Below are 20346 nucleotides of genomic sequence, written 5' to 3' on the forward strand. Positions count from 1 at the left end.
CAGCTGAAGCAGGGGGATTCAACCCTCACGGGTTGACCTCTCTGCTTCATCGACAGTTGCCGACCCGAATTAACGGCAAGGGTTGGAGTGCCAACCATCGGTCTTACACCAGCTCCACAGATCTGACATCCCGCCAGCCCGGCGGTAGGCCCAGCCAGTTTGGCTTTCGCCGACCGGGCGTGCCCAAGCCTATCACCGCGGACCGTGGGCGGGCGGTGATTCGACCTGGCATCGATTCACCGTTCCCTGCCCTGCTCCACAGGAGTTTCATTCCTCTCCCGGCTCAAGCCGGGAGTTTCCTCGGAGGTATCCGATGACACGGTTCCTGCGGGACGCGGACCCGTCCCGGTCCGTCGGGCGTGCGGGCGCCTTGCTGTTCGCCGGGCACGTGGGGTCGCCCCCGCGGTCCGAGCCGCTGCCGTCCCCGCCGAAGGACCGGCTCCCCGACGGGTTCGCGGTCGAACTCGCCGCCGACACCCACCGCTCCCGCGACGGCCACCTGATGCTCGGCGGCTCCCCGCCGAGGCTGCTGCGTCTCGGGGCCGGTGCCGTGCGGCTGCTGGAGGACGGTGGGTTCGGGGTGGCGGACGCCGCGAGCGCCGCGCTCGCCCGCCGGCTCCTGGACGCGGGCGTCGCCCACCCCCGCCCCCCACTGCCCCCGGTCCGCGACACCACCCTGGCCATCCCGATCCGCGACCGGGCCGACCAACTCGACGCACTGCTGGCCGCCCTGCGCGCCGACCCGCCCACCTCCACCCTGCCCGTCCTGGTCGTGGACGACGGCTCCCGGGATCCGGACGCCCTCGCCCGCGTGGCCCGGCGGCACGGCGCCCGGCTGCTCGTGCACCCGCGCAACCTCGGCCCGGCCGCCGCACGCAACACCGCACTGCGCCACGCCGAGACGGCGTACGTGGCGTTCTGCGACTCCGACGTCGTACCCGAACCGGGCTGGCTCGCCCCCCTGCTGGCCCACTTCGGCGACCCGGCGGTGGCTCTCGTCGCGCCCCGGATCGTCGCCCTGCCGGTGCCCGCGCCACGCCGGCTCGACCGCTACGAGCAGGTCCGGTCGCCGCTGGACATGGGCTCGCGGGAGGGGCCGGTCGTGCCGGTGTCGATGCTCGGCTACGTCCCGAGCGCGACCATCGTGGTCCGCCGGACCGCCGTCGGCGCCGGGTTCGCCCCCGGCATGCGGGTCGGGGAGGACGTGGACCTGTGCATGCGGCTGCACGAGGCGGGCTGGCGGCTGCGCTACGTCCCCGACGTGCGCGTGGGCCACCGGCACCGCACCGACCTGCGCCGCTGGCTCGCCCAGCGGGCCGGATACGGCACCGGTGCCGCCGACCTGGCCCTGCGCCACCCCGGCCGGGTGCCGCCGCTGTACGCCGCCCCCTGGTCGCTCGCCGCCTGCGCCCTGCTGCTGCGCGGCAGGCCGGTACCCGCGGCCGCCGCGCTGACGCTGACCGCGCTGACCGCCGTGAAGGTGGCCCGGCGCATGCCGGACGCCGACCAGCCCGCCCGGGCCGGCGCCCTGCTGTCGCTGGCCGCGCTCGGCGGTACCGCCGAACAACTGCTGCGCTGTGCCACCCGGCACCACTGGCCCCTCGCCGTGGCAGCCGCCGCTGTCAGCCGCCGGGCACGCTACGGCCTCGCCGTCGCCGCTCTCGCCGAGGGGCTGGCCGACCACCACCGTTCCGGCTCCTCGCTGGGCCCGCTCACGCACACGGCGATCCGCCGTCTGGACGACCTGGCCTACGGCTGGGGCGTGTGGCAGGGCGCACTGCGCCGCCGTACCGCCGCGCCGCTGCTGCCCCGCATCGCCCTGCCCCTGCGCGGCAAGGCCGCGAAGCACCCCTGGGAGCCCCGCTCCCTCGCGCCAACCTCGCACCAACCCGCCACGGCCACCGTGGAGACCTGGTGACGGACGGGTCACCCGGCCTCCCGCGATCCGCCCGTCACCCCACCCGTACCCCTGGAGGAACCAGCATGACGCCTGGAGGAACCAACATGACGCCGCGCTCCGAACTCCGCCCCGCACCCGGCAGCCCGCCCGCCGGTGGGGGCACCTCCCACGCCCTGGAGGCAGTGGGGGAGGCCGAAGCGGTGTCCGGGCTGTACGAGGAGGCGGCCACCGACCGCCCGGCGTTCTGGGCGCGGCAGGCGGAACACCTGCACTGGGAGACCGGCTGGTCCGCCGTCCTGGACTGGACGGACGCGCCGTTCGCCCGCTGGTTCACCGGCGGGAGGCTGAACGTCGCGTACAACTGCGTCGACCGCCACGTCGAGGCCGGTCACGGCGACCAGGTCGCCATCCACTGGGAGGGCGAGCCGGGCGACACCCGGACCATCACCTACGCCGAGCTGAGGCGCGAGGTGTGCAAGGCGGCCAACGCCCTGCTCTCGCTGGGCCTTTCGGCCGGGGACCGGGTCGCCATCCAGCTGCCGATGATCCCCGAGGCGGTGTTCGCCATGCTGGCGTGCGCCCGGCTCGGGCTGCCGCACAGTGTCGTCTTCGGCGGGTTCTCGCCGGCCGCCCTCCAGTCACGGATCGAGGACGCCGAGGCCCGCCTCCTGATCACGTCGGACGGCCAGTACCGCCGGGGCCGGGCCGAGCCGATGAAGGCGCACACCGACGAGGCCACCCGGCACGCACCGAGCGTCGAACACGTCCTGGTGGTCCGGCGCACCGGAACCGACGTGCCCTGGACCGAGGGCCGCGACCTGTGGTGGCACGACGTGGTCGACGCCCAGCCGGACGAGCACCGGCCGGAGTCCTTCGACGCCGAGCACCCGCTGTTCATCCTCTACACCTCCGGTACGACCGGAAAGCCGAAGGGCATCCTGCACACCTCCGGCGGCTACCTCACCCAGGCCGCGTACACCCACCGCACCGCCTTCGGCCTCGACCCGGACACCGACGTCTACTGGTGCACCGCCGACATCGGCTGGATCACCGGGCACTCCTACATCGTGTACGGACCGCTCGCCAACCGCGCCACCTCGGTGATGTACGAGGGCACGCCCAACACCCCGCACGAGGGGCGGCACTTCGAGATCATCGAGAGGTACGGGGTATCGGTCTACTACACCGCCCCCACCCTCATCCGCACCTTCATGAAGTGGGGCGAGCAGCTCCCGGCCCGCTACGACCTCTCGTCGATCCGCGTGCTCGGCAGTGTCGGCGAGCCGATCAACCCGGAGGCATGGCGCTGGTACCGCACGCACATCGGTGGCCACCGCGCGCCGGTCGTGGACACCTGGTGGCAGACCGAGACCGGCGCGGTCATGATCGCACCCCTGCCCGGAGCGGCCCCCGCCAAGCCGGGCTCCGCGCAGCAGCCGGTGCCGGGCATCTCGGCCAAGGTGGTCGACGACCAGGGCGAGGAGGTCGGCCGGGGCGAGAGCGGCTACCTGGTGCTCGACGAGCCCTGGCCGGCCATGCTGCGCGGCATCTGGGGCGACGACGAGCGCTACCGCGAGACCTACTGGGCCCGGTTCGCCGGACAGGGCTACTACTTCGCCGGCGACGGCGCCCGCTACGACGAGGACGGCGACATCTGGCTGCTGGGCCGGGTCGACGACGTCATGAACGTCTCCGGTCATCGCATCTCCACCGCCGAGGTCGAGTCGGCGCTCGTCTCGCACCCCGCGGTCGCCGAGGCCGCGGTGGTGGGGGCGGCGGACGCGACGACGGGGCAGGCGATCGTCGCGTTCGTGATCCTGCGCGGTGACACGGTCCGGGCCGAAGGGTCCGAAGGGTCCGAGGGGTCCGAGGGGTCCGAGGGGTCCGACGGGTCTGAAGGGTCTGAAGGGTCTGAAGGGTCTGAAGGGTCTGAAGGGTCTGAAGGGGGTAAGGGGTCCGAGGGAGACATCACCCCGGCCCTGCGCGAGCACGTGGCCCAGGAGATCGGCCCCATTGCCAAGCCCCGCCAGATCATCGTGGTCCCCGAGCTGCCCAAGACCCGGTCCGGGAAGATCATGCGGCGGCTGCTGCGCGACATCGCCGAGAACCGCGAGGTCGGCGACGTCACGACGCTCGCCGACGCCTCAGTGATGGACCTCATCAACGCCGGGCTCACGAGCCGCCGGCCCTCCGCCTGAACCGACCTGATCACTGGAAGGCGCAACCCCCTGATGCGACTCGTCCTCATCGGCCCTCCCGGAGCGGGCAAGGGCACCCAGGCCACCCTGCTCGGCCGCCGGTTCGGCATCCCGCACATCTCCACCGGCGACCTGTTCCGGGAGAACGTCAGCCACGGGACACCACTCGGGCAGGAGGCCCGGCGCTACCTGGACGCGGGCGAACTCGTGCCCGACCACGTCACCGGCGCGATGGTCCGCCGTCGCCTGGAGGAACCGGACGCCCGGCGCGGCTTCCTCCTCGACGGTTTTCCCCGCACCGTCGAGCAGGCGCACGCCCTCACCACCATCCTGGCCAGGACCGGAGCGGTCCTGGACGCCGTCGTCGAGTTCGACGCCCCCGAGCACATCGTGGTGGAACGCCTGCGCGGCCGTGGCCGGTCCGACGACACCGAGGAGGTCATCCGGCACCGCCAGCAGGTCTACCGGCGGCAGACGGCACCGCTCCTCGCCCATTACACGGACATCGTGCTGACCGTGCACGCCGTCGGAACCGTCGAGGAGATCACCGACCGGGCACTGGAGGCGCTCGCGGACCTGCCCGGAGCGGCGTGAGCGGTTCCCCTTCGTGGTGGGGTCACGGCCGCTGAGCTGGGTACGCGAAGGGTCATGCGGGTGAGCGTGGTGGACGCGGGATCCAATACGGTCCGACTGGTGGTGGCCGACGCCGAGGGCGGTGTTCCGCTGCCGGTCCACACCGTCAAATGGCGACTGCGCCTGTCCGAACGGGTCGAGCCCGACGGGACGATCGGCGAGGAGGCGGTGGCGCAGCTCGTGAAGGCCGTCGCCGCGGCGGGCGGCGCGGCCGAGCAGTGGCGGGCGCCGGGCCCGTTGGCGTTCGCGACCACGGTCGTGCGCAACGCCCCCAACCGTCAGGAGGTACTGGACCGGGTGGGGTCGGAGACGGGCATCCGGATGTGCACCCTGCCGGGGGAGACGGAGGCACGGCTGACGTTCCTGGCGGCCCGCCGCTGGATGGGCTGGCAGGCCGGCCCCCTCGCGCTCCTCGACATCGGGGGCGGCTCGCTGGAGGTGGCTTTCGGGCGCGGCCGCCTGCCCGACTTCGCCGCCTCCCTCCCGCTCGGCGCGGACCGGCTGACCCGGGAGTTCCTCGCCGCCCAGGACCCGCCCGCCCAGGCCGAGTTGAAGGCGTTACGGCGGAGGGTGCGCCATGAGCTGCGGGACGTCGCGGCGCGGGTCCGCTGGGAGGGCCCGCGCACCGCCGCCGTCACCTCCCGCACCTTCCAGCAGCTGGCCCGGCTGTGCGGTACCGCCCCCGGACGCCATGGCCCCTTCATCCAGCGCGACATGCTCCGTAGCGACCTGCGCCAGGCCATCGGCGCGCTCGCCGCCCTCTCCGCGGCCGAACGCGCCCAGCTCCCCGGGATCTCCGCGCCCCGCGCCGCCCAGAGCCTGGCCGGAGCCCTCGTCGGGCACACCGCCATGAAACTGATGGGCCTGCACAGGGTCGCCGTCTGCCCCTGGGCCATCCGTGAGGGAGTCCTGCTCCGCTATATCGAGGACGGCGCCGACTGGTGGGCGGACGCCACCAGCGAGATCGGCACCGATGCCGGATGTTCCACGTGAAACATCGCCGTGGGGCACAAGACCCTGAGGTCCTCCGCCCCACGGCGACGTTCGCGACGACAGATGTCGGCGGCGCAGCTCAGTGGCGGTGCTTGTCGTCCTTCGCCGCCTGCTCCTCGGCCTCCTTGGCCGCCACCTCGGGGTCGAGACTGCCGTCCACCGACGACAGGCGGCCGGACTCGGGCACCTCCGTGGCCGCCGGTGGTTCCACCAGCCAGTCGGGGTTGGTCTGCTTGTCCCACCACTTCCAGGCGACGAAGGCACCGGCCGCCACGGTACCCAGCACGACCAGCACCTTGGCGACACGGCCGGCCTTCTCCCGCCGCTCGTGCCTGCGGACCAGTTTCTGGATCTCCTCCGGTGAGACCTGACCGCGCAGCGCGGCCAGCGCGGCGACGCCCCGCGCGGTGGCCTCGTCACGCATCGGCCCCGCCGCCGCGATGGCCTGCTCGATCCTCGGCCGCGAATAGTCGGCGGCCTGCCGGGCAGCCTTGCGGGTGAGGACGGCCGCGTCCTGCGCGGCCTGGTCAACCTTCGGCGGCACATGCGCAAGGGCCTGTTCCAGGCGCGGTGCGAGATGGGCGTCGTACTGGACGCGGGCCTGCTCGGCGGCCTGGGACACCACGGGCGCAAGCCGTACGCGCGCCTCCTGCGCGTAGTACGAGGCACGCTCCTTGGCCGTGTCGGCGTAGGGCGCCACCACTTCCGCGGCGTGCAGCACGCTGTCCTTCGCCGAGCCGGTCGCGGCGCGCACGCTGTCAATGCGGGTCACGGCTTCCTCCTCCTCGGTGGCGTACGGTATTTCGACTTTCCACACTTTTACGGATCATGCCTGTCAAGCATCTGCGCGGCACGCGAGGGAGGGCATACGGGTGCTGATGCACTCGATCAAGCGCAAGCGAGAATGAATGACGAATTCTGGACAACAGGAGCTTGTCGTCGACAATGCCACGGATCGCCGCCACGCGCTCCCGCCCAGAGGGGACTCGACCTGTTTTCCGCAAGCGATTCGTGCGGATGAGCGCGCATCGACCTCGGCCGGGCGACGCGATGGCCCGGCCGTGCAAGGATCGGGGGATCACAGGAAGACAACGGAAGGCAGATCGTGGCCGAGCAGCTCTACGCCACCCTCAAGACCAACCACGGCGACATCGAGATCCGGCTGTTCCCGAACCACGCGCCGAAGACCGTCAGGAACTTCGTCGAGCTCGCCCAGGGTGAGCGCGAGTGGACCCACCCCGAGACCGGTGTGAAGAGCACGGACCGGCTCTACGACGGCACGGTCTTCCACCGGGTGATCAGCGGCTTCATGATCCAGGGCGGTGACCCGCTCGGCACCGGCATCGGCGGTCCCGGGTACGAGTTCGAGGACGAGTTCCACCCGGACCTCTCCTTCAACAAGCCCTATCTGCTCGCCATGGCCAACGCCGGCCCGGCCACCAACGGCTCGCAGTTCTTCATCACCGTCGGCCCGACCATCTGGCTGAACCGCAAGCACACCATCTTCGGCGAGGTCACCGACCCGGCCGGCCAGAAGGTCGTCGACGCCATCGCCAACGTGCCCACCACGCGTCCCAACGACCGGCCGGTCAACGACGTCGTCATCGAGTCGGTCGTCATCGAGAAGCGCGAGGGCTGAGCCGGGTGTCGCTCGGACCATCCCGGCCTCGCGGGGCCTGGGCGGCTCACCGGTTTCTCCCGGAGGGAACCAAACGCCCCGCTCGTCCGTAAGGATGAGCGGGGCGGTCTTATTGCCCACCACGACCGAGGGGATCTCATGGACCAGGCTGCAGGCAGCGCGCAGGACGCCCAGCGCGTGCCCGTGTGCTATCGGCACCCGGACCGCGAGACCGGCGTCCACTGCACCCGATGCGAGCGTCCGATCTGCCCCGAGTGCATGGTCAGCGCGTCCGTGGGCTTCCAGTGCCCCGAATGCGTCCGCACCGGCTCGGGCACGGGGCACTCCCCGGCCGCGTCCCGGCCCCGGACGGTCGCGGGAGGCACGGTCACCGCCGACCCACGGCTGGTCACCAAGGTGCTGATCGGCCTCAATCTGGCCTTCTTCCTGGTCCAGAGTGCCGTGGGCGACAGCTTCACCGATCGCTTCGACCTGATCGGCCAGGCCTACGTCCCGCTTCTCGGCTCGGTCCAGGGCATTGCGCACGGCCAGTCGTACCGGCTGCTGACCGCGATGTTCCTGCACGGCAGCTATATCCACATCCTGTTCAACATGCTCAGCCTGTGGTGGATCGGCGGCCCCCTGGAAGCGGCCCTCGGCCGGGCCCGGTACATCGCGCTGTACTTCGTCTCGGGGCTGGCCGGCAGCGCCCTCAGCTATCTGCTGGCCGCACCCAACCAGCCCTCGCTGGGCGCCTCCGGAGCGATCTTCGGCCTCTTCGGTGCGACCGCCGTCCTGATGCGGCGGCTCAACTACGACATGCGCCCGGTCATCGCCCTGCTGGTGATCAACCTCATCTTCACGTTCAGCTGGAGCGGCATCGCCTGGCAGGCCCACATCGGCGGCCTGGTCGCGGGCCTCGTGTGCGGCTACGCCATGGTCCACGCTCCACGTCGGCACCGGAACCTGATCCAGTACGGCGCCTGTGTGCTGTTCCTGGTCGCGGTCGTGGTCCTGACGCTGCTCAGGACCGCACAGCTCACCTGATACCGAACCGTTGTCCACAGCGTGTGGCGGATCTTGTGCACGCTGTGCGGGAACAGCTGTGCCCCCTGTCGCTCAGGTGTGTTTTCCCAGGTCGGACAGGGGGCGAACATGTTCGCGGTCGCCGGTAGGTCAGTCACACCGGCGTCAACACTCGATGAGTTATCCACAGATCGTCTTTCTTTTCCCCACTGTGGAAAACGCTGTGGATAACTCAGCGGACAGCTCTGGGCAGAGCTGTGTTCACCGGGACGCGGCCGCTACTTCCACTGCGTGGAGACGCCGAATCCCGCCGCGATGAAGCCGAAGCCGACCACGATGTTCCAGTTGTCGAGCTTGTCGATCGGCAGCGAACCGTCGGTCACATAGAACACGACGATCCAGGCCAGGCCGATGACGAACATCGCCAGCATGACCGGCGCGACCCAGGTGCGGCTGTTCAGCTTGATGGCCGTCGCCTGCTTCGCGGGCGGCGGCGTGTAGTCGGCCTTCTTGCGGATACGTGACTTCGGCACGAGGGTCTCTCCTGTCGATGCGCTGCGTGGCCGCGCAAGTAACTGGGTCGGTCCGGGGCAGCGTACAAGGGGACTCTTAGCGCTCCCCCGGGCGTCCGTTAGCGTAGTGCTTCCGCGGCGCCGAAGGAGATAAGGGTACGTTGAGCAATTCTGCCGACTCCCCCGGGACGGGATCAACGGGTTCCGACCCTGCTCCCGCATCCCGTGTCCGGCCGGTGCGGATCCTCACGGCGGCCGTGTTCGCCCTCGCCGGGCTCATTTTCTTCACCAGCTTCGACACGGCCAAGGGCACCGACATCCGTACGGATGCCTCCATGCTGAAGCTCTCCGACCTGATCCAGGAACGAAGCCACAAGAACAAGGGGCTGGACGAGTCCAACGCGGCCCTGCGCGACAGCGTGGAGTCCCTGGCCCGGGGCGACGACGGCGGCACGGAGGCCGAGGACCGCAAGCTCGCGGCGCTGGAGAAGAACGCGGGCACCCAGAAGCTGACCGGCAGGGCGATCACCGTCACGCTCAACGACGCCCCGCCGAACGCCACCGCCAAGCTCCCCGGCTACCCCGAGCCACAGCCCGACTACCTGGTCATCCACCAGCAGGACCTGCAGGCGGTGGTGAACGCCCTCTGGAAGGGCGGCGCCCAGGGGATCAAGGTCATGGACCAGCGGCTGATCTCCACCAGCGCGGTCCGCTGCGTGGGCAACACGCTGATCCTTCAGGGCCGCGTCTACTCACCGCCGTACAAGATCACCGCGGTCGGGGACCCGGACGCGCTGCAGAAGTCGCTCGCGGCGAGCCCGGCGATCCAGAACTACATGGTGTACGTGAACGTCTACGGCCTCGGCTGGAAAGTCACCGAGGACGGGGCGATGACTCTTCCCGGCTACTCGGGCACAGTGGATCTGCACTACGCGAAGCCCGTGCAGTAGCCCGTCCGCCCAGGAGCCGCCGGTGCGCGTGATCGTCAGGTCCGTCAGCGAGCTCTGCATCACCGTCGGCGCTCTGATCGTGCTGTTCGTCGTCTATGTGCTGTTCTGGACCGGTGTGAAGGCCGACCACGTCATGGACGACCAGATCGACCAGTTACAGCGGGAGTGGTCGAAAGGGGCGGCCGGGCACCCGGCGGCGGGCCCCGGATCCTCCTCAGGCCCGGCCGGGCCCGTGGCGTACCACTACGGCAGGCCGTTCGCGATCATGTACATCCCGCGGCTCGGTTTCACGTGGAACAAACCCGTGCTCGAGGGCACCGGCACGGATGTGCTGAAGAAGGGCCTCGCCCACTACGCCCGTACCGCCCGGCTGGGCGGGCAGGGCAACTTCGCGGTCGCCGGTCACCGGCGTACCTACGGTGATCCGTTCAAGGACTTTCCCGAGCTGCGCCCGGGGGACGCGGTCGTACTGACGGACGGGACGACCTGGTTCACGTATCGGATCGACAAAGGCCCTTACAAAACAGTTCCGACGGACGTTGAAGTGATCGACCCTGTGCCACGTAAGTCGGGGTATACGCGTCCAGGCCGCTATCTCACGCTGACCACGTGCGATCCGGAATGGGGGCACAGTCACAGGCTGATCGTCTGGGCGCACCTGGACTCCACACAGCCTGTGGAGGCAGGCAGACCGAAGGCTCTGCGCCGTTAGTCTGGTGGCTGAACGGCGTGAGTCAGGTGCCGTGGCGCGCGACGGAAGGGACGGCATGTACGGCTGGATCTGGCGGCATCTGCCGGGCAACGTGTGGGTGAGGGCGCTGATCTCACTCGTGCTGGTCCTGGCCGTGGTCTATGTCCTGTTCCAGTACGTCTTCCCGTGGGCCGAACCGCTGCTGCCCTTCAACGATGTGACGGTGGACAACCAGTGAGTGCGCGGATTCTCGTCGTCGACAACTACGACAGCTTCGTCTTCAACCTGGTCCAGTACCTGTATCAGCTGGGCGCCGAGTGCGAGGTGCTGCGCAACGACGAGGTGTCGACGGCGCACGCCCAGGACGGCTTCGACGGCGTGCTGCTGTCGCCGGGCCCCGGCACCCCCGAGGAGGCCGGCGTCTGCGTGGACATGGTCCGCCACTGCGCGGCCACCGAGGTGCCCGTCTTCGGCGTCTGCCTCGGCATGCAGTCGATGCAGGTGGCGTACGGCGGTGTGGTGGACCGCGCGCCGGAGCTGCTGCACGGGAAGACCTCCCTGGTCGAGCACGAGGGCAAGGGCGTCTTCGCCGGACTGCCCTCGCCCTTCACGGCGACCCGCTACCACTCGCTGGCCGCCGAGCCGGCCACGGTTCCGGCGGAACTGGAGGTCACGGCCCGTACCCACGACGGGATCATCATGGGCCTCAGACACCGTGAACTCCTGGTCGAGGGTGTGCAGTTCCACCCCGAGTCGGTGCTGACCGAGCACGGACACCGGATGCTGGCGAACTGGCTGGTGGAGTGCGGGGACCAGGGCGCGGTGGCGAGGTCGGCGGGGCTCGCCCCGGTGGTGGGCAGGGCCACGGCGTGACCGCGCTGCGCCCGGAGCGCGAGACCGATGCCTCGTACGGGGATCAGTCGTACGGGGCTTCCGGTGCGCTCGGGGACCAGTACGGGCAGGGGGGCTACTCAGAGCCGTACGTGCCTCCCGTCGACGACGAGACGGTGGCCCTCCGTCTGCCGGATCCGCCGCCGGGGGCCGGGAGCGGTGCCACATACGCCTCTGGCGCCTCATCCCCCTCCTCGGCCACCGGAACCCCGGTGGGCGGCCGGGCGGCCCGCAGAAAGGCCGCCAAGCGGCGCGGCGGGCGCCATGGCGGCGCGGCGAGGCAGGCGGAGCCGCGCGGGGAGGCGAACGGGCCCAGACCGCCGCTCTCCCGAGTGGAGGCCCGGCGCCAGGCGCGGGCGCGCAAGCCGGGTGCGGCCGTCGTCGCGAGCCGGGCGATAGGCGAGGTGTTCATCACCACCGGCGTGCTGATGCTGCTGTTCGTCACCTACCAGCTGTGGTGGACGAACGTCCGGGCCCATGCGCAGGCGGGCGAGGAGACGAGCAGCCTGCAGAACGACTGGGCGAGCGGGAAGCGGGAACCGGGGACGTTCGAGCCGGGGCAGGGGTTCGCCATCCTGCACATTCCCGAGCTGGACGTGGTGGCGCCGATAGCGGAGGGCGTCAGCAACAAGAGGGTGCTCGACAAGGGCATGGTGGGGCACTACGGCGAGGGCCCGCTGAAGACCGCGATGCCGAGCGCGAAGACCGGCAACTTCGGGCTGGCGGCGCACCGCAACACGCACGGCGAGCCGTTCCGGTACATCAACAGGCTCAAGCCGGGCGACGCCGTCGTGGTGGAGACCCAGGACACGTACTACGTCTACAAGATGACGTCGATGCTCCCGGTGACGGCGCCCAACAACACGAGCGTGCTGGACCCGATCCCCAGGGGGTCGGGCTTCACCCGGCCGGGCCGGTACATCACCCTCACCACGTGTACGCCGGAGTTCACCAGCAAGTACCGGTTGATCGTCTGGGGCAAGATGGTCGAGGAACGGCCGCGCAGCAAGGGCAAGCCGGATGCGCTCGTCGAGTAAGGGCAGATGAACAGTGGCAGCGACCGCCGACGACACCGAAGAGCAGACGGACGCGCCGGAGGCGGCGCCGGTACGGCGGCGCCGGGACACCGGCCGTATCGCCACGGCCGTCAGCGTCTTCGGTGAACTTCTGATCACGTCGGGCCTGGTGCTCGGCCTGTTCGTCGTCTACTCCCTGTGGTGGACGAACGTCATCGCCGACCGGCAGGCGGACCGGCGCGGTGACAAGGTCCGCGACAGCTGGGCCCACGACAGCGGTCCCGGCGCGCTGGACACCAAGGACGGCATCGGCTTCCTGCACGTGCCGTCGATGCACAACGGCGAGGTCCTGGTCGAGAAGGGCACGTCGACGGAGGTCCTGAACGACGGTGTGGCCGGCTACTACACGGACCCGGTGAAGGCGACCCTGCCCATGTCCGGCAAGAAGGGCAACTTCACCCTCGCCGCCCACCGCGACGGCCACGGCGCCAAGTTCCACAACATCGACAAGGTGGAGAAGGGCGACCCGGTCGTCTTCGAGACGAAGGACAAGTGGTACGTCTACAAGGTCTACGCCGTGCTCGACGAGACCTCGAAGTTCAACGTCAAGGTCCTCGCCCCGGTCCCGAAGGAATCCGGCAAGAAGAAGCCGGGCCACTACATCACCCTGACGACGTGCACGCCGGTCTACACGAGCCGGTACCGGTATGTGGTGTGGGGCGAACTGGTCCGCGTGGACAAGGTGGACAGCAAGCGGACACCGCCGGAGGAACTGCGCTGACCGTTCGACGTGCGGTGATGTGACGAAGCAGAGCCCCGGTACTCCCGTGTGAGGAGTGCCGGGGCTCTGCTCTGTCGTGGGTGGCCGACCCGTCAGCCGCTGGTGCCGCCGAAGAGGGTCGCTCCGCCGTTGTTGCCGCCGTTGTTGCCGTTGCCGAAGCCCAGGGTCGTGAGGGTGACGGTGGTGCTGTTCGGGTCGCCCGCGGTGCCCGCGACCGGGTCCTGCTGGCTGACGAACGCGCCGTCGTCCTGCGAGCTGCCGTCGGCGAACTGGATGTTGTTGAAGCCGCTCTGCTGCAGGATCTTCTTGGCGTTCTTCACCGTCTGCCCGACGACGTTCGGCACCTGCGTCTGCTGCGGGGCCTTGCCGACCTGGATCTGCACCGTGGAGTTCTTGTCGACCTGCTCGCCCTTCGCCGGGCTGGTCGCGATGACCTTGCCGGCCTGGTTCGGGTCGCTGGTGTCCACCTCGACGCAGTTGCCGACCAGGTTGTTGGCCGTCATCTGGGCCTTGGCGGCGTCACAGGTCTGGCCGGTGACGTCCGGGACGGTCGACTTCTGCGCGGCCTTGGCGATCGTGAGGGTGATCGTGGAGCCCTTCTGGATCTGCTTGCCGTCGACCGGGTTCTGTTCGAGGACGGTGCCCGGGTCTTCCGTGGACTCCCGGGTCTCGGTATTGACCTTGAACTTGTAGTCGTCGCCCTCGAGCTTCGACCTGGCCTCGTCGAGGCTGAGCCCGATCACGCTGGGCACGGTGACCTTCGGCGCACCCGTCGAGACCACCAGATTGACGGTGGAGCCCTTCTTGACCTTCGTTTCGGGTAGCGGGTCCTGCGAGCAGACCTTGCCCTTGGTCTGGTTCTCGCAGGGCTTCTTGGTGAACGACAGCTTCAGGCCGATGTTGTTGGCCATGCTCTTGGACTCGCCGACGGTGTGGTCGACGAAGCTCGGCGTGCTGACCTTGCTGTTGTCCGCCCCGTTCCCGCTGAACGCGTACTTCCCGATCAGGATCGCGCCGACCAGGACCAGGATGCCCGCGACGACAAGGAGGATCGTGGAGGTGTTGTTCTTCTTGGGCTGGCGGCGGCGGTCGGGGCGGTCGTCGTAGCCGTAGCCGCCGTCGTCCGGGTTCATCGGCGGCAGCATCGACGTGGCGCCGGCGTCCGCGCGCAGCGCCGTCGTCGGCTGGTCGTCGGGGTAGCCGCCGTAGCCGACCGAGCCCATGGCCGCCGTGGCCGCCACCGGCTGGCCGTCGAGGCAGGCCTCGATGTCGGCGCGCATCTCGTCGGCAGACTGGTAGCGGTAGTTCGGGTCCTTGACCAGCGCCTTCAGGACGATGGCGTCCATCTCGGGCGTGATCTCGGGGTCGAAGACGCTCGGGGGCTGCGGTTCCTCGCGGACGTGCTGGTAGGCGACCGCGACCGGGGAGTCCCCTACGAACGGCGGCCGTACCGTCAACAGCTCGTAGAGCAGACAGCCCGTCGAGTAGAGGTCCGAGCGCGCGTCGACCTGCTCGCCCTTCGCCTGCTCCGGGGAGAGGTACTGGGCGGTGCCGATGACGGCCGCCGTCTGCGTCATCGTCATGCCGGAGTCGCCCATGGCGCGGGCGATGCCGAAGTCCATGACCTTGACCTGGCCGTTGCGCGTCAGCATGACGTTCGCCGGCTTGATGTCACGGTGGACGATGCCGCTGCGGTGGGCGTACTCCAGGCCCTGGAGGATGCCGATGGTCATCTCCATCGCACGCTCGGGCAGGAGCTTGCGCCCGCTGTGCAGCAGCTCACGGAGCGTGGACCCGTCGACGTACTCCATCACGATGTACGGGATCGAGACCCCGTCGATGTAGTCCTCGCCCGTGTCGTAGACCGCCACGATCGCGGGATGGTTGAGCGAGGCGGCCGACTGGGCCTCCCGGCGGAAGCGGGCCTGGAAGGAAGGGTCACGCGCGAGGTCCGCGCGCAGCGTCTTCACAGCCACGGTGCGGCCGAGGCGGGTGTCATGCGCGAGGTAGACCTCCGCCATGCCACCACGGCCGAGCACCTGGCCCAGCTCGTACCGGCCGCCGAGGCGACGCGGCTCTTCCATAGCTACCTACCAGCCCTCTCCGTCGGGTCTCGGCCGCGCACGTCCGTGTGCGGCCGGAGGCTGCCGTCCGGGCCTACCGTACCCGGCTGGCGCTGTGTGACCTGGCCAAGCCCGTCACCCGATACAGGACCGGTATCGCAACGTGCACCGATGTGAAGGGGACGTGAGCGGGGTCACTCACTTCTTGGAGCCGATGACCGCCTCCATCACGCTCTTGGCGATCGGCGCCGCGAGGCCGCCGCCGGAGATGTCGTCGCGGTTGGCGTTGTCGTCCTCGATCACGACGGCCACGGCGACCGGCGAGCTGCCGTCGCTGAGCTTGGCGTACGAGATGAACCAGGCGTAGGGGTTCTCGCTGTTCTCCACGCCGTGCTGGGCGGTACCGGTCTTGCCGCCCACGGTGACGTCGCCGCCGATCTGAGCGTTCTTGCCGGTGCCGTCCTGGACGACCGTCTCCATCATCGACTGCAGGATCTGCGCGTTCTTCGCCGACAGCGGCTCGCTGAGCTGCTGCGGCTCGGTGGTCGCCACGGTGTCCAGGTTCGAGGACTGGAGCTTGTCGACCATGTACGGCTTCATGAGCTTGCCGCCGTTGGCGACGGCCGAGGCGACCATGGCCATCTGCAGCGGGGTCGCGGCGGTGTTGTACTGGCCGATCGAGGACAGCGCGGTCTGCGACTGGTTCATGTGGTCGGAGAACACCGAGGCGCTGGAGCGGGTCGGGACGAACTGCTCCTCGGCGAAGCCGAACTTCTTCGCCTCCGCCAGCATCTTGTCGTTGCCGAGGTCGGCGCCGATCTTGCCGAAGACGGTGTTGCAGGAGTACTGCAGCGCGACGCGCATGGTCGCGTTCTTGCAGGGGATGTTGCCCTCGTTCTTGAGCTCGGTGGTGGTGCCCGGCATGGTCCACGGCAGCGGCGACCTGGTGTTCGTGTTGGCGTCCGGGTACAGGTTGTTCTCCAGCGCGGCCGCGGCCGTGACCACCTTGAAGGTGGAGCCCGGCGGGTAGGTCTCGCGCAGCGCCCGGTTCAGCATCGGGTCGGCGGGGTTGTACTGCTTCTGGAGCTTCTTCCAGGCCGCCGCGTCGCTGTCGCGGTCACCCGCGAAGGTCGAGGGGTCGTACGACGGGTAGGAGGCCAGCGCGAGGATCTTGCCGGTGGAGGGCTCCAGGGCGACGACCGCACCCTTGCCACCCTGCTTCGACAGGCCGTTGAACGCCGCCTTCTGCGCGGCCGCGTTCAGCGTGGTGACCACGTTGCCGCCCTGCTGGGGCTTGCCCGTGATCATGTCGAGGGTCTTGCGGAAGAAGAGCCGGTCGTCGTTGCCGGTGAGGATGCCGTCCTCGATCTTCTCCAGGAAGCTGCCGTCGAACGCCTGCGAGGAGTAGCCGGTGATCGGTGCCCACATGGGCCCGTTCTTGTAGGTGCGCTTGTACTTGTAGTCGCCGCTCTTGGCCTCGACCGAGCCGGTTATCGGGTTGCCGTCGACGATGATGTCGCCGCGCGGGTACGCGTACCGCTCGATGGCCACGCGGCGGTTCTTGGGGTCGGTGCGCAGTTTGTCGGCCTGGGCGTACTGAAGCCAGTTGTCACGGATCAGCAGCGCCAGGACCAGCAGTCCGCAGAAGATCGCGATTCGGCGCAGTGGCTTGTTCACGTCCGGCCTTTCCACAAGCTAACAGGTGCGCCTGTTTGCTTCAGTCTCTCGGTGTCGCTGGTGCTGGCGCTCATCCTTGGCCGCCCACAGTCTAGAGGCAGTGGCTGTGCCTCCAGGCGGGGCTGTGGACAACGACTGATCAATAGACGTACTGGAGGGGCGGAGGGTTCCAGTAGAAGCGGACGGCTTCCGGTCCCGGTGTGTGCCGGGAGCGGAAGCCGTTCGTCAGAGGTGCGCCGGGGAGGTGGTCATGTTCACCCGGCGGGGCCGGTGCTTCCGGGGCGGACCACCTGGGTCATCTCCGCGTCCGGGTTGCTCGCGGGGGTGGGCGCGGGGCGGCGGGCCGTGTCGCTGATGCGGATGAGGATGCCGATGAGTGCCCAGTTGGCCAGCACGGAGGAACCGCCGTAGGCCATGAACGGCATGGTCATACCGGTGAGCGGGATGAGACCCATGACACCGCCGGCCACGACGAAGACCTGGAGGGCGAAGGCCCCGGACAGGCCGACGGCGAGCAGTTTGCCGAAGGGGTCGCGGGCGGCGAGGGCGGTGCGCACACCGCGCTCCACGATCAGGCCGTAGACGAGCAGGATCGCCATGATGCCGGCCAGGCCCAGCTCCTCGCCGAAGGTGGCGAGGATGAAGTCCGAGTTGGCGGCGAACCGGATCAGGTCGGAGTGGCCCTGGCCCCAGCCGGTGCCCAGGGTGCCGCCGGAGCCGAAGGCCCACAGGGCCTGCTGCAGCTGCTCGGAGTGACCGGGGACGTTCTGGCGGCTGAGTGTGAACTCCCTCATCGGGTCGAGCCAGGAGTCGACGCGACTCTTGACGTGCGGCTCGAAGCTCGCCACGCCGACCGCGCCGGCGGCGGACATCAGTAGACCGAAGACGATCCAGCTGGTCCGCTCGGTGGCGACGTACAGCATGATGACGAACATTCCGAAGAACAGCAGCGAGGTGCCGAGGTCGGTCTCGAAGACCAGGATGAGGATCGAGATCCCCCAGACGACCAGGATCGGGCCGAGGTCGCGGCCTCGCGGCAGGTACAGGCCCATGAAGCGGCGGCTGGCGAGGGCCAGGGCGTCGCGCTTCACCATCAGGTAGCCGGCGAAGAAGACGGCGAGGACGATCTTCGCGAACTCACCCGGCTGCAGGGAGCCGAGGCCGGGGATGTTGATCCAGATCTTGGCGCCGTAGATGTTGGCCCCGAGCCCCGGGACCAGCGGCAGGATGAGCAGGATCAGTGCGCCGAACATCGAGATGTAGGTGTAGCGCTGGAGGACCCGGTGGTCCTTGAGGAAGAACAGCACCGCGGCGAACATGCCGATGCCGAGCGCGGTGTACAGCAGCTGGCGGGGCGCGGCCGGGGCGAAGTTGGGCAGTGACTGCAGCAGCTTCGACTGGTCCAGCCGCCAGATGCACACCAGACCGAGCCCGTTGAGCAGGGTGGCCAGCGGCAGCAGGAGCGGGTCGGCGTACGGGGCGAACTTCCGCACACCGAGGTGGGCGACGCCGGCCAGCAGACCGAGCCCGAGGCCGTACCCGAGCAGGCCGGCGGGCACCTGGTTGTCGATGGCCAGGCCCACGTTGGCGTACGCGAACACCGGGATGACCACCGCGAACACCAGCAGCGCCAGCTCGGTGTTGCGCCGGCTCGGTGCGCCGATGGCGCCGATCGTGGACGTGTGGTGCGTCGAACTGTTGGAAGTACTGCTCATCGTGTGACGGGGCCTCTCACGGCTTGCCTACTGCTTACCGCACAGCGAGACGACCTTCTGCTCATCCTCCGAGAGCGTGGGCCCGGGGCTGGGAGTCGCGGTCGCGGACGGGGTCGAGGACGGAGACTTCGAGGGGGACGTCGAAGACGGTGCCGAGTTGGACGGGTTGGGTGTCGGTGAGGCCTTGGACGTGAGGGAGGTACGCGTGGTTCCCGTGGTGCCGCCGGCCTCGCCCTGGCCCGTCTTGGCGTTCTTCTCGCTCTCGGCAGCCGTGCGCTCGGCCTCCTTCTTGCAGGCGGAGGCCTGCACGGACAGCTCCTGGACCTTCGACTGGGCCTTTGCGAGGTCGCCCTGCGGGATCGTGTTCTTGACCTGCTTCTGCTGGTAGGGCGGCAGGTACTTGAGTTCGATCTCGGGGTGGTCCTTCTCGACCTTCGACAGCGACACCCAGGCCAGGTCCTGGTTGATGCCCCGGTACAGCGCGACGTGCTCGCCCTTGGTGCCGACGTAGTACTGCGTCTGCGTCCAGCGGTAGCCGCCGTACAGGCCGCCGCCGATGACCGCGAGGGCGAGACCGCCGTAGAGGGATCTCTTCAGCCACCTGCGGCCCTTGCGCGGTTTGATGAAGTCGTCGTCGGTGTAGTCGCCGAAACTGCCCGCCGGGACGTAGCCGGTGGTGTCGCCGGAGCCGGGCGGGCCGAACTCGCCGCCGCCCTGACCGTGCCCCTGGCGGCCGAGGTGGGAGGCGCGGCCGGCCGGGGTCTGCATGATGCCGTTGTCGTGCAGGTGGAGCTGGTTCTCGGCGACCGCGCCGACCACCACCGGGGTGTCGGACAGCTGGCCGGCGAGGGTGTCTCCGGTGTCCAGGTCGAGGACGTCGGCGATGATGACGGTGATGTTGTCCGGGCCGCCGCCGCGCAGCGCGAGCTGGATCAGCTCCTGCACGGTCTCCTGCGGGCCCTGGTAGCTGGCGAGGGTCTCCTCCATCGTCTGGTGGGAGACGACGCCGGAGAGGCCGTCGGAGCAGATCAGATAGCGGTCGCCGGCGCGGACCTCGCGGATCGACAGGTCGGGCTCGACATGGTCGCCGCTGCCCAGGGCTCGCATCAGGAGGGACCGCTGCGGGTGCGTGGTCGCCTCCTCCTCGGTGATCCGGCCCTCGTCGACGAGGCGCTGCACCCAGGTGTGGTCCTGGGTGATCTGTGTGAGCACACCGTCACGCAGCAGATAGGCGCGGGAGTCGCCGACGTGGACGAGGCCGAGCCGCTGTCCGGTCCACAGCAGGGCGGTGAGCGTGGTGCCCATGCCCTCCAGCTGGGGGTCCTCCTCGACCATGGCGCGCAGCTGGTCGTTGGCGCGCTGCACGGCGGCGCCGAGGGAGGTGAGGATGTCGGAGCCGGGCACGTCGTCGTCGAGCGTGACCAGCGTCGAGATCACCTCGGAGGAGGCGACCTCGCCGGCCGCCTGGCCGCCCATGCCGTCGGCGATGGCGAGCAGCCGGGGACCGGCGTAGCCGGAGTCCTCGTTGCCCTCCCGGATCATGCCTTTGTGCGATCCGGCGGCGAAGCGCAGTGACAGACTCATGCGCACCTCGCCCGTCGGCTCCGGGTACATCCGCACGGTGCCCACCCTCCGGTCGGGAGCGCGCCGACGGCCGGTTTGCGGTCCGCCGTTGCGTGCTC

The 20346-nt window shown here is 69.6% G+C and carries 17 protein-coding genes and 1 pseudogene; 12 read left to right on the forward strand and 6 right to left on the reverse strand.

The genetic code is table 11. The features are described from left to right. The first annotated feature begins 313 nt into the window (after positions 1-313). The 4 genes from mftF to N8I87_RS20620 all read left to right on the forward strand — a co-directional run bounded on the left by mftF (position 314) and on the right by N8I87_RS20620 (position 5724). Complete coding sequence (gene mftF, locus N8I87_RS20605; protein ID WP_263210655.1) at positions 314-1918, forward strand: mycofactocin biosynthesis glycosyltransferase MftF; 1605 nt, start codon at positions 314-316, stop codon at positions 1916-1918. 65 nt (positions 1919-1983) lie between these two features. Continuing rightward, entirely contained in the window at positions 1984-4098 is a 2115-nt protein-coding gene (acs, locus tag N8I87_RS20610) for an acetate--CoA ligase (RefSeq protein WP_411577258.1), read from the forward strand. A 33-nt stretch (positions 4099-4131) separates the two neighbouring features. Beyond that, the gene (locus tag N8I87_RS20615; protein WP_263210656.1) at positions 4132-4692 is read left to right on the forward strand and encodes an adenylate kinase; all 561 of its coding nucleotides are present in this window, start codon (positions 4132-4134) and stop codon (positions 4690-4692) included. Between the two features lie 54 nt (positions 4693-4746). After that, positions 4747-5724 (forward strand): Ppx/GppA family phosphatase, encoded by a 978-nt coding sequence (locus tag N8I87_RS20620; RefSeq protein WP_263210657.1) that lies wholly within the window; start codon positions 4747-4749, stop codon positions 5722-5724. 79 nt (positions 5725-5803) lie between these two features. Here N8I87_RS20620 and N8I87_RS20625 read toward each other — a convergent pair whose 3' ends face one another. Continuing rightward, positions 5804-6496, reverse strand: a complete 693-nt coding sequence (locus tag N8I87_RS20625) for a DUF5324 family protein (protein ID WP_263210659.1) — start codon at positions 6494-6496, stop codon at positions 5804-5806. Between the two features lie 333 nt (positions 6497-6829). Here N8I87_RS20625 and N8I87_RS20630 point away from each other — a divergent pair, with 333 nt between their 5' ends. Beyond that, positions 6830-7363, forward strand: a complete 534-nt coding sequence (locus N8I87_RS20630) for a peptidylprolyl isomerase (protein WP_263210661.1) — start codon at positions 6830-6832, stop codon at positions 7361-7363. Positions 7364-7501: 138 nt separating this feature from the next. Then, a complete protein-coding gene (locus tag N8I87_RS20635) occupies positions 7502-8389 on the forward strand; it encodes a rhomboid family intramembrane serine protease (RefSeq protein ID WP_263210662.1) in 888 nt (295 codons plus the stop codon). A 257-nt stretch (positions 8390-8646) separates the two neighbouring features. On the opposite strand, the gene crgA is transcribed toward N8I87_RS20635, so the two are convergent. Then, a complete protein-coding gene (gene crgA, locus N8I87_RS20640; RefSeq protein WP_263210663.1) occupies positions 8647-8901 on the reverse strand; it encodes a cell division protein CrgA in 255 nt (84 codons plus the stop codon). A 140-nt stretch (positions 8902-9041) separates the two neighbouring features. Between crgA and N8I87_RS20645 the strand changes: the two genes are divergently transcribed. The 6 genes and pseudogenes from N8I87_RS20645 to N8I87_RS20670 all read left to right on the forward strand — a co-directional run bounded on the left by N8I87_RS20645 (position 9042) and on the right by N8I87_RS20670 (position 13209). Continuing rightward, entirely contained in the window at positions 9042-9830 is a 789-nt protein-coding gene (locus N8I87_RS20645; protein WP_263210664.1) for a DUF881 domain-containing protein, read from the forward strand. 22 nt (positions 9831-9852) lie between these two features. Further along, a complete protein-coding gene (locus tag N8I87_RS20650; protein ID WP_263210665.1) occupies positions 9853-10542 on the forward strand; it encodes a class E sortase in 690 nt (229 codons plus the stop codon). 17 nt (positions 10543-10559) lie between these two features. Beyond that, positions 10560-10759, forward strand: a pseudogene (locus N8I87_RS20655) (hypothetical protein). After that, entirely contained in the window at positions 10756-11394 is a 639-nt protein-coding gene (locus N8I87_RS20660) for an aminodeoxychorismate/anthranilate synthase component II (RefSeq protein WP_263210666.1), read from the forward strand. Before N8I87_RS20655 ends, N8I87_RS20660 begins: the two are co-directional and overlap by 4 nt. Next, positions 11391-12449, forward strand: coding sequence for a class E sortase (locus N8I87_RS20665; RefSeq protein WP_263210667.1), 1059 nt, complete (start codon positions 11391-11393; stop codon positions 12447-12449). The genes N8I87_RS20660 and N8I87_RS20665 overlap by 4 nt, the downstream gene beginning before the upstream one ends. A 13-nt stretch (positions 12450-12462) precedes the next feature. After that, on the forward strand, positions 12463-13209 hold the full coding sequence (locus tag N8I87_RS20670; protein ID WP_263210668.1) for a class E sortase: 747 nt from the start codon (positions 12463-12465) through the stop codon (positions 13207-13209). A gap of 92 nt (positions 13210-13301) precedes the next feature. Here N8I87_RS20670 and pknB read toward each other — a convergent pair whose 3' ends face one another. From pknB to N8I87_RS20690, 4 genes are all read right to left on the reverse strand, one after another. Further along, entirely contained in the window at positions 13302-15293 is a 1992-nt protein-coding gene (gene pknB, locus N8I87_RS20675; protein WP_263210669.1) for a Stk1 family PASTA domain-containing Ser/Thr kinase, read from the reverse strand. A gap of 177 nt (positions 15294-15470) precedes the next feature. After that, the gene (locus N8I87_RS20680) at positions 15471-16949 is read right to left on the reverse strand and encodes a peptidoglycan D,D-transpeptidase FtsI family protein (RefSeq protein ID WP_263210670.1); all 1479 of its coding nucleotides are present in this window, start codon (positions 16947-16949) and stop codon (positions 15471-15473) included. A 254-nt stretch (positions 16950-17203) separates the two neighbouring features. After that, positions 17204-18664 carry an FtsW/RodA/SpoVE family cell cycle protein gene (locus N8I87_RS20685; protein ID WP_263210671.1) on the reverse strand — a complete coding sequence of 487 codons (1461 nt, stop codon included), beginning with the start codon at positions 18662-18664 and terminating at the stop codon, positions 17204-17206. 27 nt (positions 18665-18691) lie between these two features. Beyond that, positions 18692-20278 carry a Stp1/IreP family PP2C-type Ser/Thr phosphatase gene (locus N8I87_RS20690; protein WP_263216566.1) on the reverse strand — a complete coding sequence of 529 codons (1587 nt, stop codon included), beginning with the start codon at positions 20276-20278 and terminating at the stop codon, positions 18692-18694. Positions 20279-20346: the final 68 nt, after the last annotated feature.

This window comes from Streptomyces sp. HUAS 15-9, from assembly GCF_025642155.1.
GTDB lineage: Bacteria > Actinomycetota > Actinomycetes > Streptomycetales > Streptomycetaceae > Streptomyces.

Bases quoted from the DNA above. Each gene is read 5' to 3' on its own strand.
- mftF (WP_263210655.1), top strand. From the start codon at position 314: ATGACACGGTTCCTGCGGGACGCGGACCCGTCCCGGTCCGTCGGGCGT.
- acs (WP_411577258.1), top strand. From the start codon at position 1,984: ATGACGCCTGGAGGAACCAACATGACGCCGCGCTCCGAACTCCGCCCC.
- N8I87_RS20615 (WP_263210656.1), top strand. From the start codon at position 4,132: ATGCGACTCGTCCTCATCGGCCCTCCCGGAGCGGGCAAGGGCACCCAG.
- N8I87_RS20620 (WP_263210657.1), top strand. From the start codon at position 4,747: ATGCGGGTGAGCGTGGTGGACGCGGGATCCAATACGGTCCGACTGGTG.
- N8I87_RS20635 (WP_263210662.1), top strand. From the start codon at position 7,502: ATGGACCAGGCTGCAGGCAGCGCGCAGGACGCCCAGCGCGTGCCCGTG.
- pknB (WP_263210669.1), bottom strand. From the start codon at position 15,293: ATGGAAGAGCCGCGTCGCCTCGGCGGCCGGTACGAGCTGGGCCAGGTG.
- N8I87_RS20685 (WP_263210671.1), bottom strand. From the start codon at position 18,664: ATGAGCAGTACTTCCAACAGTTCGACGCACCACACGTCCACGATCGGC.
- N8I87_RS20690 (WP_263216566.1), bottom strand. From the start codon at position 20,278: ATGTACCCGGAGCCGACGGGCGAGGTGCGCATGAGTCTGTCACTGCGC.